Annotated in this window: 13 protein-coding genes; 6 read left to right on the top strand and 7 right to left on the bottom strand. The window is 56.7% G+C overall.

The genetic code is table 11. The features are described from left to right. The first annotated feature begins 49 nt into the window (after window positions 1–49). The 4 genes from AC1MDE_RS23040 to AC1MDE_RS23025 all read left to right on the top strand — a co-directional run bounded on the left by AC1MDE_RS23040 (window position 50) and on the right by AC1MDE_RS23025 (window position 4,112). Window positions 50–880 carry a DUF6024 family protein gene (locus AC1MDE_RS23040; protein ID WP_479401096.1) on the top strand — a complete coding sequence of 277 codons (831 nt, stop codon included), beginning with the start codon at window positions 50–52 and terminating at the stop codon, window positions 878–880. Between the two features lie 151 nt (window positions 881–1,031). Beyond that, window positions 1,032–1,676: an adenylate kinase gene (adk, locus tag AC1MDE_RS23035; protein WP_034828185.1), complete on the top strand. Its 645-nt coding sequence runs from the start codon at window positions 1,032–1,034 to the stop codon at window positions 1,674–1,676. A gap of 117 nt (window positions 1,677–1,793) precedes the next feature. Next, complete coding sequence (gene hemH / locus AC1MDE_RS23030; protein WP_034828187.1) at window positions 1,794–2,753, top strand: ferrochelatase; 960 nt, start codon at window positions 1,794–1,796, stop codon at window positions 2,751–2,753. 57 nt (window positions 2,754–2,810) lie between these two features. Beyond that, window positions 2,811–4,112 carry an inosine/guanosine kinase gene (locus tag AC1MDE_RS23025; protein ID WP_034828189.1) on the top strand — a complete coding sequence of 434 codons (1,302 nt, stop codon included), beginning with the start codon at window positions 2,811–2,813 and terminating at the stop codon, window positions 4,110–4,112. Between the two features lie 140 nt (window positions 4,113–4,252). Here AC1MDE_RS23025 and ybaL read toward each other — a convergent pair whose 3' ends face one another. Together ybaL and AC1MDE_RS23015 are read right to left on the bottom strand one after the other, a co-directional pair. Next, entirely contained in the window at window positions 4,253–5,941 is a 1,689-nt protein-coding gene (gene ybaL / locus AC1MDE_RS23020) for a YbaL family putative K(+) efflux transporter (RefSeq protein ID WP_034828192.1), read from the bottom strand. Window positions 5,942–6,161: 220 nt separating this feature from the next. Next, a complete protein-coding gene (locus tag AC1MDE_RS23015; protein WP_034828194.1) occupies window positions 6,162–7,358 on the bottom strand; it encodes an MFS transporter in 1,197 nt (398 codons plus the stop codon). A 162-nt stretch (window positions 7,359–7,520) separates the two neighbouring features. Between AC1MDE_RS23015 and ushA the strand changes: the two genes are divergently transcribed. Then, entirely contained in the window at window positions 7,521–9,272 is a 1,752-nt protein-coding gene (gene ushA / locus AC1MDE_RS23010; protein ID WP_479402812.1) for a bifunctional UDP-sugar hydrolase/5'-nucleotidase UshA, read from the top strand. 28 nt (window positions 9,273–9,300) lie between these two features. Here ushA and AC1MDE_RS23005 read toward each other — a convergent pair whose 3' ends face one another. Further along, entirely contained in the window at window positions 9,301–9,732 is a 432-nt protein-coding gene (locus AC1MDE_RS23005; protein ID WP_034828198.1) for a multidrug/biocide efflux PACE transporter, read from the bottom strand. A 90-nt stretch (window positions 9,733–9,822) separates the two neighbouring features. On the opposite strand from AC1MDE_RS23005, the gene AC1MDE_RS23000 reads away from it, so the two are divergent. Further along, window positions 9,823–10,692 (top strand): LysR family transcriptional regulator, encoded by an 870-nt coding sequence (locus tag AC1MDE_RS23000; protein ID WP_034828200.1) that lies wholly within the window; start codon window positions 9,823–9,825, stop codon window positions 10,690–10,692. 43 nt (window positions 10,693–10,735) lie between these two features. Here AC1MDE_RS23000 and ybaK read toward each other — a convergent pair whose 3' ends face one another. The 4 genes from ybaK to copA form a co-directional block, all read right to left on the bottom strand. Further along, complete coding sequence (gene ybaK / locus AC1MDE_RS22995) at window positions 10,736–11,215, bottom strand: Cys-tRNA(Pro)/Cys-tRNA(Cys) deacylase YbaK (protein ID WP_058962239.1); 480 nt, start codon at window positions 11,213–11,215, stop codon at window positions 10,736–10,738. A 24-nt stretch (window positions 11,216–11,239) separates the two neighbouring features. Then, window positions 11,240–11,416, bottom strand: a complete 177-nt coding sequence (locus tag AC1MDE_RS22990; RefSeq protein ID WP_479401094.1) for a hypothetical protein — start codon at window positions 11,414–11,416, stop codon at window positions 11,240–11,242. A 305-nt stretch (window positions 11,417–11,721) separates the two neighbouring features. Then, on the bottom strand, window positions 11,722–12,522 hold the full coding sequence (locus AC1MDE_RS22985) for a TraB/GumN family protein (RefSeq protein ID WP_480345120.1): 801 nt from the start codon (window positions 12,520–12,522) through the stop codon (window positions 11,722–11,724). 71 nt (window positions 12,523–12,593) lie between these two features. Then, window positions 12,594–15,092: a copper-exporting P-type ATPase CopA gene (copA, locus tag AC1MDE_RS22980; protein ID WP_480345119.1), complete on the bottom strand. Its 2,499-nt coding sequence runs from the start codon at window positions 15,090–15,092 to the stop codon at window positions 12,594–12,596. Window positions 15,093–15,110: the final 18 nt, after the last annotated feature.

Below are 15,110 nucleotides of genomic sequence, written 5' to 3'. Positions count from 1 at the left end.
TCAATCTGCGACACACACAGCATTTTTATAATTAGAGAAATCTCACGCGATGGATCACCAACATGCTTCTGCCAGGGCGGCGGCAGCGCGCGATCGACTTCGCGGCTTGCTTTCACGTCACTATCGGCTGGAAAATTACGACCTCTTCTTTGCACCTTCTTTGCATATTTCGCGGGTGCTGCTCTCACAACTGTTTTTACGTCAGGAACAGGCGCGCAATCAAACGCGTTACGCTTCGCAATATCCGGTCAGTGAACTGAGTGTGTTACCCGCAGTGCCGATGATGGCTGGTAACATTGCGCTGGTGGAGCATGTCGACATGCTGCAGGGGCGGGTGCGTCCGCTGGCGGAGTGTCAAAGTCAGGGCGTGACCGACGCCTCGGAATCCTTTGCCACCTTGTTGCATAAACGATTAATCAGCGATGCGCGATTGTTTGTGGCGCGGCTCGATCGTCATGCGGCGTTAAGCAGTGACCTGGTGTTAATTGCATTGAAAACCAGCGATTTCAGCACGCTGGTGCGCAGCGAATTGCGGTTATTTGAGCAGGGGCTGGCCTTTGGCTCGTCGCTGGATCAAACGCTGGAAATGATGGAAAACAGCGACTGGCGGCCGTTTAATATCGCTAGCGTGGATAATATTACGCTTGAGGCCCCGGTTCAGCTGCAATCGATTCAGCAGCACGGCTTACCGTTCGCCCTGTTCCCCATGCCGGTCAGTCTTATCTTGCCCGACTTACCGCAGGATATGCATCTGCTTCCCGCTCATCACCGATTGCGCCTGCATGCCAACGTGCGAGGCGGTGTGAACAAAAATCAAAACGTCACGCCGATCCTGAAGAGACGTCTGAAAGACGTGTTAAGCGTTAGCCTTGATTCTTAAAAACGGGCACTCTGCTGGTGTTTTGCGCTAAAGCAAGTCAAAGTAAAGCTTTCACCGGAAGCGCGCCCGTTTCCTTGTGGTGCGCGGGTCATAATGGTATGTTCTTGGCCTTCTCAGATTGATCAATGCGATTCGCAAGGGGAATTACGCAATGCGTATTATTCTGCTCGGGGCACCGGGCGCAGGTAAAGGCACTCAGGCTCAATTCATCATGGAGAAATACGGTATTCCGCAAATCTCCACCGGTGACATGTTGCGTGCGGCAGTTAAAGCAGGCACCGAACTGGGCCAACAGGCGAAAGCCATCATGGATGCCGGTAAACTGGTGACAGACGAGCTGGTGATTGCGCTGGTTAAAGAGCGTATCGCGCAGGAAGACTGCAAAAACGGTTTCCTGCTCGATGGCTTCCCACGCACTATCCCACAAGCTGATGCCATGAAAGACGCGGGCATCAATGTGGACTTCGTGCTGGAGTTTGCCGTACCGGACGAACTGATTGTGGATCGTATTGTTGGTCGTCGCGTGCATGCGCCGTCTGGCCGCGTGTATCACGTCACCTATAATCCTCCAAAAGTGGAAGGCAAAGATGACGTGACCGGCGAAGAGCTGACCACGCGTAAAGACGACCAGGAAGAAACCGTGCGTAAGCGTCTGGTGGAATACCATCAGCTGACTGCACCGCTGATTGCTTACTACAGCAAAGAAGCGGAAGCCGGTAACACCCAGTATCACAAGATCGACGGCACCCGTAAGGTGGCTGAAGTGAGCACGCAGCTGGCCGGTATTCTCGGTTAATGCGGATCAGGGGCCGGTTGTCCGGCCCTTTTGCAGCAATTGCTTTCCCCTCCCACGATTTCCGCTACAATTTCCCCCTGATTTTGATCCATTCGTTTTGACATCAAGGAAATACCAATGAGGCAAGAAAAGCCTGGGGTTTTGCTGGTCAATTTAGGCACACCTGATGCGCCTACAACACCTGCCGTTAAGCGCTATCTTAAACAGTTCCTTGGCGACCCGCGCGTGGTGGATACACCGCGTTGGTTATGGTGGCCGATTCTCAATTTCGCCATTTTGCCGTTCCGTTCGCCGCGCGTGTCGAAGCTGTACGCCTCGGTGTGGATGAAAGAAGGCTCTCCGCTGATGGTGTTCAGCAAGCAGCAGCGCGATGCGCTGGCGCAGCGCGTGGATATGCCGGTTGAGCTGGGCATGAGCTACGGCCAGCCAAGCCTCGACGGGGCGGTACAGCGTTTGCTGGACCAGGGTGTCACCAAACTGATTGTGTTGCCGCTCTATCCGCAATTCTCGTGCTCGACGGTGGCTGCCGTTTGGGACGGATTATCCGCCAGCTTTAAACCGCTGCGCTCCCTGCCTGAAGTGGCTTTCATTCGCGATTATGCCGAGCATCCTGCCTATATCGCAGCACTGAAGGCTTCGGTTGAGCGTTCGTTTGCGCAGCATGGCGAACCGGACCTGCTGGTGCTGTCGTATCACGGCATCCCACAGCGCTTTGCCGACGAAGGTGATGATTATCCGCAGCGCTGCAAAGACACCACCGAGGCGCTGGCTGCCGCGTTGGGCATCGCGCCGCACAAAATCATGATGACCTTCCAGTCACGCTTTGGTCGCGAGCCATGGTTGACACCGTACACCGACGAAACCATGCAAGGTTTACCGGCCAAGGGCATCAAACATGTGCAGGTGATGAGTCCCGGCTTCTCCGCAGACTGCCTGGAAACCCTGGAAGAGATCAGCGAGCAGAACTGTGAGTTCTTCCTGCACGCCGGTGGCGAGAAGTTTGAATACATTCCCGCGCTCAACGCCGATGACGAGCACATCGAGATGATGGTTCAGCTGGTCAACGCACGCCGATAAAGTGCTGGCAGAGAGTGTGATATCATTCTCTGCCAGATTTCCCTTACGGCAGCCACGATGAAATTTCCCGGCAAACGCAAATCCAAACACTATTTCCCCGTTAACGCGCGCGATCCGCTGCTGCAAGCCACACCTCAAGAGCAGGAAGAGGGCAGTTGGGTGGTGGGTATCGACCAGACGCTGGTGGATATTGAAGCCAAAGTTGATGATGACTTTCTGCAACGCTACGGACTGAGCGCCGGCCACTCGCTGGTGATCGACGATGCTACCGCAGAAGCTTTGTATAACGAGCTGATGCGCGATGCGCTGATCAGCCATCAATTTGCCGGCGGCACCATCGGTAATACGCTGCACAACTATTCCGTGCTGGCCGATGACCGTTCCGTATTGCTCGGCGTGATGTGCAACAACATCCAGATTGGCGGCTACGCTTATCGCTATCTGTGCAACACCTCCAGCCGTATGGATCTCAACTTCCTGCAAGGCGTGGATGGCGCGATTGGCCGCTGCTTCACTCTGATTGGTGAGCAGGGCGAACGCACCTTTGCCATCAGCCCGGGTTTAATGAACCAACTGCAGGCGGACAGCATTCCGGAAGAGGTGATTGCCGGGGCGTCGGCGCTGGTGCTGACTTCCTATCTGGTGCGCTGCCAGCCGGGTGAACCGATGCCAGCGGCCACGCTGCGTGCCATCGACTACGCGAAAAAACATAACGTGCCGGTGGTGCTGACGCTGGGAACCAAATACGTGATTCAGGACGATCCGCAGTTCTGGCGCGATTTCCTGCGCGATCATGTATCGATCGTGGCGATGAACGAAGAAGAGGCGCTGGCGCTGACGGGTGAGCAGGATCCGCTGCTGGCGTCGAATATTGCGCTGGACTGGGTGGATCTGGTGCTGTGCACTGCTGGCCCTACCGGTTTGTATATGGCTGGCTTCACCGAAGATGAATTCAAGCGCAAAACCAATCATCCGCTGTTGCCGGGCGCGATTGCCGAATTCAACCAGTATGAGTTCAGCCGCGCTATGCGTCATCAGGATTGCCAGCAGCCGCTGCGCATCTTCTCGCACATCGCGCCTTATATGGGCGGCCCTGAGAAGATCATGAACACCAATGGCGCGGGCGATGGTGCTCTGGCCGCGCTGCTGCACGACATCACCGCCAATAATTTCCACCGCCAGAAAGTGCCGAACTCCAGTAAACACGCACGCGGTTATCTCACCTATTCGTCGCTGGCGCAGGTGTGTAAGTATGCCAACCGGGTGAGTTATCAGGTGCTGAATCAGCATTCACCGCGTCTGATGCGCGGGCTGCCTGAGCGGGAAGACAGTTTAGAAGAGTCGTACTGGGACAGGTAACAGTGAACCCGTAACGGCGCGATTTATCGCGCGTTTGTTGGCAGCGGTGCTGCTTGAATTGCGCGATTAATCCCGCCGCTACGGTGTCTGTTGAATAGCGGCGCTACGGTATCAGTTGAATTATGGCGCTACGGTGTCTGTTATATCGGGCATTCCCGCACAATCGGGTTCTGCGCGATCTCTTCCTGCAGCACGTTCAGCATGCTGTTGGCGATCTCACGCTCGCCCATCACCACGCGATTGGCACCGCGCTCCATGATGTAATTCACTTCATCGTCGTAATGCGCGCGGGCAATAATTTCGATATCCGGACGCTTCTCACGCGCGGCGGTGACAATCTCCCCGGCTTCGTAACCGTTTGGAATGGTCAGCAGCAGCCAGCGTGCACAGTCGAGTCGGGCTAACTCCATGGTATCGACGCGAGCCGCATTGCCCAGCACCGCCTTGATCCCTTGCTCACGCAGCGCTTCAACGCGCGGACGGGAATTTTCCACCACCACCAGCGGCACATCGGCTTCCATCAGCTGCTGGCCCAGCAAGCTGCCAACGCGGCCATAACCCACAATGACCGCGTGATTGCAGATATCTAGCGGAATCTGCTTCTCTTCTTCAATCGCCTCTTCCAGCGTCTGCTCTTCGATGGTTTCAGTCTTATCGAGGTAGCGCTCCAGAAGGGTAAATAGAATCGGGTTGAGCATAATCGAGAGGATCGCAGCCGCCAGCACCAGATTGCGTCCTTCATCACTCAACATGCCGAGTGAAATACCTAATCCGGCAAGGATAAAAGCGAATTCCCCAATCTGCGCCAGACTCACCGAAATGGTCATAGCGGTGCGGCGCGAGTGGCCGAGCAGCGTCACCAGCAGCCAGGCGGCGATGGATTTCCCGAGCACGATGATCGCCAGCGCGCCCAGCACCGCCAGCGGCTGCTCGATCAAAATCATCGGGTCAAACAACATACCGACCGAGACAAAGAACAGCACCGCAAAAGCATCGCGTAGTGGGAGAGTATCGTGCGCGGCACGGTGGCTGAGTTCGGATTCGTTAAGCACCATACCGGCAAAGAAGGCGCCGAGGGCGAAGGAGACATCGAAGAATTCAACCGCACCGAAAGCGATACCCAGCGCCAGGGCCAGTACGGATAAGGTGAACAGTTCACGCGATCCAGTCGCGGCGCTTTTTGCCAGAATCCACGGCACCACACGACGGCCCACCACCATCATCAGCACCATAAAAGCGACGACTTTGCCGATGGTCAGCATCAGGTCCCAGAACAGCAGAGAGGGGCTGGCGTTGCCTTCTTCCAGCATCCCGGCAATGGCGGGCAGCAGCACCAGCGTCAGGACCATCACCAAATCTTCAACAATCAGCCAGCCAATGGCGATCTGCCCCCGCTGGCTATCAATCAGTTGGCGCTCTTCCAGCGCACGCAGTAACACCACGGTACTGGCGGTGGAGAGACAGAGGCCAAACACCAGACCGGTCATCCACGACCAGCCCATCGCCCACGACAGCCCCATTCCCAGCAGCGTGGCCACCGCGATCTGCGCGATGGCGCCGGGAATGGCGATCGACTTTACCGACATCAAATCCTTCAGCGAGAAGTGCAAACCCACGCCAAACATCAGCAGGATAACGCCGAGTTCGGCGAGCTCAGGCGCGAGGTTAGTATCGGCGACGAAGCCCGGGGTAAAGGGACCGGCGAGCACGCCAGCCAGCAGATAACCGACCAGCGGGGAGATTCGCAGACGGTTGGCAATCATTCCAAGGATAAAGGCGAGGACCAGGCCCCCGACAATGGTGGTGATCAACGGTGTGGTGTGATGCATGCCTGTCTCCTTGTGTGCAAATGTATCCGCTTGTAACAACCTAGTGTAATGCACAATCGCTAACCACGTTTAAACATTTGAGCGGTGAAAAGCGAATAAATTGAAAAAATGAGAAGAAAACGCAGCTGAAGCAGCATTTTCCTCAGTTATCTCACACTATCGGCAGGTTTTACGCAGAATGGAGGGGGGCGAGGAAAAAGCGTTGCCCCCCAAAAGCGGCTTACGCGTGGCGGTTATCAGGTAAGAAAGCGGTCAAAAGGCCAATTAAAGGCAGCCAGGCACAGATTTGATATACCCATTCGATGCTGGTGTGGTCTGCCACCACGCCGAGTACTGCAGCACCAAGCCCGCCCATGCCAAAGGCAAAACCGAAAAACAGCCCGGAAACCATACCGATACGTCCTGGCATCAGCTCTTGTGCGTACACCAGAATGGCGGAAAACGCTGAAGCGAGAATCAACCCGATGATCACACTCAACACGCTGGTCCACATTAAGTTGGCGTGAGGCAACAGCAAGGTGAAGGGAGCAACGCCGAGAATCGATACCCAAATCACGTATTTACGGCCGATTTTATCGCCAATCGGCCCGCCAATAATGGTGCCCGCAGCCACCGCGCCGAGGAAGGCAAACAGATGGAATTGCGAGGCCTGAACAGAAAGTCCGAACTTCTGGATTAAATAGAAGGTGTAGTAGCTGCTCAGGCTGGTGAGATAGAAGTATTTAGAGAAGATAAGCAGCAGCAAAATGCTGATCGCCAACGCCACTTTCTTACGCGGCAGCGGGTTAACCGGCGCAACCGTTGCCTTTGCCTTACTGGCGCGCTGCTGGTGGCTATACCAGCGGCTGACCTGCAGCAGCACGATAATGCCGAGCAGTGCCGCCAGCACGAACCAGGCAAGATGCCCTTTGCCGTAAGGGGCCACGATCATCGCTGCCAACAGTGGGCCTAACGCGCTACCAAAGTTGCCGCCCACCTGGAACAGGGATTGAGCCAGGCCATGACGTCCACCGGAGGCCATACGCGCCACGCGCGAAGATTCCGGATGAAACACCGAGGAACCACTGCCCACCAGCGCGGCAGCGAGTAGCACCTGCGGATAGGTGCTGGAGAACGTCAGCAGCACCAGACCACACAGCGTAAAGCCCATCCCCACCGGCAAAGACCAGGGTTTTGGGTATTTGTCGGTGTAATGACCGATGATCGGCTGTAGCAGCGAAGCGGTGACCTGAAAGGTTAGCGTTATCAGACCTATCTGGACGAAGTTAAGGCTAAAATCTTTTTGCAGCATCGGGTAGATCGCCAGCAGCAGCGATTGCAGCATATCGTTGAGCAGATGCGCGAGGCTGATGGCACCTAAAATGCCAAAAGCGGTCCGTCCCGGTGCGCGTGCCGGGGTTGCGATGTCACTTGCCATAAAAATCCTGAAGAGTGCGGTTATCGTTATCAGTTTGTTACTACCGCATGACTCTATAAGCCTTTAGTCTTGAGTTAAAGTGCCATCTGTGCGACACAGAAGGGTGATAAAGCACATTAAGTCCACGGCAAAGTGGAAAGACGCAGAATAAGGAGATCGGCTTTGTTGTTATTCCCGCGGAGAGGGCGCTGGCTGGCGCTGATCATGCTGTTGCTGCCGATGCTGGCGCAGGCATGGCAGACGGATCGCAGTTATCGATTCAGTATTCTGCACACCAATGATCATCACGGTCGCTACTGGACCAATGCGCAGGGCGAATACGGTCTGGCGGCGCAGAAAACGCTGATGGATAAACAGCGTTATGATGTGCAGGCTAAAGGCGGTGGTGCCTTGATCCTTTCCGCCGGGGACGTGAATACTGGCGTGCCGGAATCGGATCTGCTCAATGCCGAACCCGATATTCGTGGCATGAACCTCATCGGCTACGATGCCATGGCGCTCGGCAATCACGAATTCGATAAGCCGCTCAGCGTGCTGCAACAGCAACAGAAGTGGGCCAAATTTCCCTTCCTCTCTGCCAATATCTATCAAAAGGGCACCGACCAGCGTCTGTTCAAGCCGTGGGCGATCTTTAATCGCATGGGGCTGAAGATCGCGGTGATTGGCCTGACCACCACCGATACGCTGAAAATTTCCAATCCGGAAAATATTGCCAATATCGACATCCGCGATCCGGTGAAAGAGACGGAAAAAGCGGTGGCGGAACTGCGTGCCAGTGAAAAACCCGATGTAATTGTGGCGCTGACGCACATGGGCCATTACGACGATGGGCAGCACGGCAGCAACGCGCCGGGTGATGTGGAACTGGCGCGCAGCCTGCCGCCGGGCACTATTAATGTGATTATTGGTGGCCACTCGCAGGACGCGGTGTGCATGGAAAAAGATAACGTCAGCGTGAAAGATTATCAGCCCGGCCAGCCTTGTCAGCCCGATCGCCAAAATGGCGTGTGGATCATGCAGGCAAAAGAGTGGGGCAAATACGTCGGGCGCGGCGATTTCACCTTCCGCAACGGCGAATTGACGCTGGACAGCTATCAGCTGATCCCGGTGAACCTCAAGCACGAAGTGAAGAATCTGGATGGCAGCGTTTCCTGGCTTACCTGGCAGGAAGAGATCCCACCCAACAGCGCAATGATGAAATTGTTGACGCCGTATCAACTGCGCGCGGCAAAGAAACTCGACGTCACGGTTGGCAGCAGTGATGGCGTGTTCGTGGGCGAACGCGACAAAGTGCGCTTTGAACAAACCAACCTAGGGCAGCTGATTCTGCGCGCGCAGATGGCAGCGACCCAAGCGGATTTCGCGGTGATCAGTGGTGGTGGCATTCGCACTTCACTGGCCGCAGGCAAACTGAGCTGGCGCGATCTGTTGCAGGTGCAGCCGTTTGGTAATCAGGTGGTGTCAGTCACGCTGACCGGAGACGAATTACTGAAGTATCTTGCCACGGTTGCCAATATCAAGACCAACTCCGGTGGTTTCGCGCAATTCAGCAATATCAGTCTGGTGGCGGATGGCAAAGCGGTGAGTGAGGTGAAGATCAATGGCGAGCCGCTGCAAAAAGACAAAACCTATCGCATGGCCACCAACAGCTTTAATGCCAGCGGCGGTGATGGTTATCCCAACATCGAGGCGCATGCGGGCTTCAGCAATACCGGACTGCGCGATGCAGATGTGCTGCGCGATTTTGTCACGGCGCACTCACCGCTGAAAATCGCCGACTATGCGCCAACCGGCATCGTGCATTTGACGGAGCAGCAGGTACAGGAGCGCGACAAAGCGCAGGAAAAACCCAGGAAGCGCAGCTACCCGCAAGCCATTTTGGCGTGGATCTGGCCGCGTGCGCTGCACAATTAAAAACGGCGCCCGATTGGGCGCCGTTGTTTTATGCCTGACAGGATTTCTGCGTCAGCCAGCGCTGGCGCAATTTATCCCACATCCAGTTATAAGCCATGGTATAGGGCAGGAAGAACAGGAAGAACGCCACTTCCAGCATGAAGGCTTCCAGCAGCGTGATCTTCAGCATCCAGGCGGCGATCGGCAAACCGATAACGATAAAGCCCCCTTCAAAGCCCAGCGCGTGGATGGCGCGCAGGCCGAGGCCGCGTTTTCTCTGCGGCGGCCAGATGCGATCAAAACCGGTGTTATAGATCATGTTCCACAGCATGGCGACCGTTGACAACATAATCGCCAGCGCGCCCATCTGAAACAGCGGCTTTTCCATAATCCAGGCGGCCAGCGGAGCCACAGTGAGAATCGCCAGCACTTCAAATCCTGCAGCATGATAAAAACGTTCTTTCAGCGAACGGGTACGCATATAAACCTCCTTTTGGGTAACGCGACACATTTTCTCACCGCAAAATGCTAAGATAAAATGATTACCTATCGATAAAAGCGATGGTTCACCATGAAATACTCCCCGGAATCCCTTGAGGCCTTTGTCCAGACTGTCGCCAGCGGCTCGTTTTCTGCGGCGGCGCGTGCGCTGGCCAAAAGCCAGTCCACCATCAGCAGCGCCGTGGCAAATCTGGAAGACGATCTCGGTTTCACTCTGTTCGATCGCAGCGGTCGTCAGCCGGTACTAACCGAGCAAGGACAGCGCGCACTGGCGCAGGTACAGCAGATTCTGGCGGCCAGCCAGCGGTTGGATGAGCTGGCGGTGCGGCTGTCACAGGGCGTGGAACCGCGACTCAGTCTGGCGATTTCTGATTTCTGGCAGGCCGATCATCATGAAAATCTGCTCAACCGCTTTGAAGCGCGTTATCCGGATATTGAATTTGAATGCATGATTGCTGAGGACGCGGACGCGCTGGACCTGCTGCAGGCCGGTCGCGTGCATCTCGGCGTGGTGCGTGCGCAGCCGCAGCTGCCGCCTGATTTAGCGGTGGCACGTTTACAGGTGGGGGCGGAAATGGCGATCTATCTGCATCAGGAGCATGTGCTGGCGCAGTCAAAACAGGTGAGTGAAGCACAACTCGGTGAATTGCGTCATTTACGGCTTAATACCTGGGTGCAAAACCGTGAACCCTTGCCTGCTGGCCGAGTGTGGTCGGCGCCTTCTTATTTATTGCTGCTGGAAATGGCGGAGCAGGGATTTGGCTGGAGCGTATTACCGCGCTGGCTGGTGGAGCAGTTTGGTCATCAGGTGTTGAAAGAGTTGCCGGTGCCAGGCTGGCCACAGCGCATCGCGGTGGATGTAATCTGGTCGCGACGCAATCCGCCAGGTCCTGCCGGGCGCTGGATGATTGATCAACTCTGCGCCCAGCAACCGGATTAATCGCGGCGCGACACGTCGGGCAGTGCGGCATCCAGCAGCCGGATTAATCGCGGCGCGCCACGTCGGCCAGTGTGGCATCCAGCAGTCGTGCCAGGTCATGCGCCGCCAGTTCTATATCCAGCCCGCGCTTACCGCCGGAGACAAAGATGGTGGCAAATTCTGCAGCCTGCTGATCGATCACCGTTGGCAGACGTTTTTTCTGACCCAGCGGGCTGATGCCACCCACCAGATAGCCGGTGACGCGCTGTGCCAGTTGCGGGTCGGCCATATCCGCTTTTTTGGCGCCCAGCGCCTTTGCCACTTTTTTCAAATCGAGCTGCGAGGAAACTGGCGTCACGGCTACCGCCAGCGCTTTGGCATCGCCGTTGAGCGCCACGAGCAGGGTTTTGAACACCTGGCGTGCATCGAGATTGAGCTTACGCACCGCCTCATCACCAAAATTTGTTTCGTGGCTGTCATGCTCATAAGGATGAAGGGTAAAGGCGACCTTTTGTTTTTCCAGCAGTTTTACGGCGGGTGTCATGTTCTGTCCTTGCTACGAAAATTCTTATTTCAGTTTTGGTGAATAATACTGGCGAAATTCTGAACTTTGCGCGAAAATTGGCCCGCGCCAGCAATGCTGGTGATAACCAAAATCATAAACAAATTCCTCTTTGACGGGCCGATAGCAATATTGGCCTTCTTTTTTGCCTGCAATTCGCCGCGCATCCGCTTTGTTTGCCATCTGCTGCTCAACGGCTCAACGGCTCAACGGCTCAACGGCTCAACGGCTCAACGGCTCAACGGCTCAACGGCTCAACGGCTCAACTGCTCAACGGCTCAACGGCTCAACTGCTCAACTGCTCAACTGCTCAACTGCTCAACTGCTCAACTGCTCAACTGCTCAACTGCTCACTGCTCATCCGCTGTGCCAACCCTCCGCCGCGCATCCGGCAAAGCACATTTCCGCACAATCAGAGAGACGCACGTCATCGATCTGATCGCTTTCAGGACATGAGGATGCATAAGGTCTTGCGGTGACGGCATTTGTTACGATTTCAACAATCCTGGCAGGTTATCCTCGCCATACAGATGCAGTGCACCGACAGCCACCACATAGCGGCCTTTCGGCAGCGCCTGCAATAACTCGCGCCAGTGCTGATTGCGATTGCGCATCAGCGAGTCATTGAGATCGCTACTAAAGGTAGTCGGCAGAGCCACCGGTTGCTGCGTGGGCGGTGCATCCAGCCACCAGCTGATCATGGTTTGCAGCAGGCGGGCGTTGGTGTGCCAATGCTCCAGCGTGTCCAGTAACAGCGATAACCCCTCCTGCGGTAGCGACTTCAGCAGTGCGATCTGGGTTTCCGGGCCTTCCAGTTCAATAATGCGCTTATTAGCCGATTTCGCCGCCATCAGCAGTTGGTAATCAATGCCATATTGCGGCCGTAACCCCAGACGCTGCGCCTGTTGTGCCTGCAGCATCAAGGCGATTTGCCAGAACGGCAGCGTGTCGAACACTGCCATGGAAAGCGAAAGCTCATCGCACAGCACATCCAGTCGCTGCAGCACCTCGGCATCCAGACGCATTGACAGCGGTGCACAGGCATCATCATTGCTGAAGGGCGATGCACCCTGAGTGATATCCGCCTCAACAATCAGCGCATCGGCGCGACTCAACTGGCGTAACAGGCCCGCTGGCAACGGCTGCATATCGCGCGTGCCCATATGAATACTGCCCGTCAGATGCAGGCGTCGATCGCCCAATTGGATATCCATTGCCGGCCAGGTATAGCGTGCCGGGAAGAGGCTGGCGGCCATCTGCTGGAAGCTGTGCCACAGACTGCGTCTCATGCCCTGTCCTTTTGAAGTCAAAAATCCATGCTAGCGATTTCAGTCACTGAAAAACAGGGCAGAGAGGGCGATTAGCGTTTTGCTGGCTTAAAGCGCAACAAACGATTCGCGTTACTCACCACGGTAATCGAAGACAGCGCCATCGCCGCGCCCGCCACGATTGGGCTAAGCAGCAAACCCGTGAATGGGTAGAGCACGCCCGCCGCAATTGGAATCCCCAGGCTGTTATAGACAAAAGCCCCGAGCAAGTTCTGGCGCATATTACGCAGTGTCGCGCCTGCCATCGCCAGCGCATCGGCAACACAGTGCAAATCGTTGCGCATCAACGTCATGGCGGCGGTTTCGACGGCCACATCGCTGCCGCCACCCATGGCAATCCCCACATCGGCCTGCGCCAGCGCGGGCGCATCGTTGATGCCATCGCCGACCATCACCACTTTGCGCCCCTGCTGCTGCAACTGCGCAATCGCCTGCGCTTTGCCTTCGGGCAGCACGCCCGCGATCACTTCATCAATACCGGCTTCGGCAGCAATCACCTGCGCGGTTTTCTGATGATCGCCGGTCAGCATGATTAACCGATAACCCAACTGGCGCAGGCGCTGTAACGCCTCCGCACTTTCCGGGCGCAGGCTGTCACGCAGGGCGATCAGGCCGAGCAACTGACGATGATCGGCCAGCAGCACTGGCGTAGTGCCTTGCGCGGCGAAACGGTCGATATCTTGTTGTGCAGCGCGGTAATCAATCTGCTGCTCATCCAGCAGCGCCTGATTGCCGAGCAGCAGCGTTCTGCCTGCCACTTTAGCGCTCACGCCTTTGCCGCGTATTGTACGAAATTGCTTAGTCGGCTCATCGCTGAGATCCGGCGCTGCCGCCAGAATCGCTTTGGCCAGCGGATGGTTCGAACTTTGTTCCAGTTGCGCCGCAGCGCTCAGCACCTGCTGACGATTCCAGTCGCCATACACCAGCACATCGCTCACCTGCGGGGTGCCGCGCGTCAGCGTGCCGGTTTTATCAAACACGATGGTATCGACTTCGCTGGCACGCTGTAGCGCATCAGCATCGCGCACCAGCACGCCCAATTCTGCCGCGCGACCGACGCCGGCAATCACCGACATCGGCGTTGCCAGCCCCAGTGCGCAAGGGCAGGCGATAATCAGCACCGTGGTGACGATCACCAGCGTGTAGGCCAACTGCGGCTGCGGGCCGACCAGATACCACGCCAGACCCGCCAGAAGAGCAATCGCCACCACCACCGGCACAAACACTGCCGAGATGCGATCGGCCAGGCGGCCAATGTCCGGTTTACTGCTCTGCGCCTGGCGCACCAGGTTGATGATACGCGCCAGCGTGGTGTGGCTGCCGGTGGCGCGTGCCACGAAGCGCAACGTGCCATCCTGCACCAGCGTCCCGGCATAGACTTTATCGCCCGGCTGTTTCGCCTGCGGCACCGCTTCACCGGTTAACATCGCTTCATCAAACCAGGCTTCGCCGCTTTCGACTTCGCCGTCCACCGGCACGCGATCGCCCGTCACCAGCTTCAGCAGCATGCTGGGTTGCACCTCGCTCAGCGGCATTAACGTTTCACCTTGTTCGTCGATGACACAGGCTTGCGCCGGGGTGAGATCCAATAGCCGTTCGAGGGCTTTGGAGGCCCGCTGGCGTGCTCGCTGTTCCAGCGCATGGCCGAGATTAATCAGACCGACGATCATCACGCTGGCTTCGAAATAGAGATGTCGTGCCTGCATCGGGAAAAATTCCGGCCACAGCGCCACGCTCATCGAATAGAGCCAGGCGGCGCCAGTGCCTAAGGCCACCAGCGTATCCATGGTGGCGGTGCCGTGCTGTAGGCTGCGCCACGCACTGCGATAGAAATGGCCGCCGGCGATCACCATTACCAGCAAAGTGATCACGCCGAGCGAGCGCCATAACGTTTGGTTGGCGTCACTCAACATCATGTTGTCGCCGAGCATGCCCCAGATCATCATGGGCACGCCGAGCAGCAGCGCCAATGCCGCCTGCCAGCTAAAGCGGCGCATCGCCTGCTGTGCGCTAACCTGCTGGCGTTCACGCCGCGTCTGTTCATCGTCGATCACTTCAGCGGAATAGCCCGCCTGATCCACTGCGCCAATCAGCGCCTCGGCTTGCGCATCGCCTAACACCAGCGCACTGCGCTCTCCGAGGTTGACGCGGGCCTGACTGACACCAGGCACTTTCTGCAACGCCTGTTCCACCCGGCTCACACAGCTGGCGCAGCTCATGCCGCCGATCAGCAAATGGTGCACCGGAAGGTTTTCTTCTGCCGGTTGCGACTCCGTTGTCAGCGCCTCCGGCGGCGGCTCTGTTGCTGTCAACGGCTCAGGCTTTGGGCTGTCTTTCACCGCCGCGTGATAGCCGGCCTGTTCCACGGTCGCAATCAGATCGCTGATGCTGGCAGCACCGGTAACGCGCGCTTCCTGCTGCGTGACATCCGCCTGTTCCACATCGTCGCGCTGCTCCAGCGCTTCTTTGACCCGTTTGACGCAGTGGCCACAGGACAAACCGTCCAGTACCAGTAATTGTGTGTGTGACATCTTAAACTCCTTAAACGA

The organism is Pantoea folii, assembly GCF_056678875.1.
This window is presented reverse-complemented; position numbering and strand designations above follow the sequence as displayed.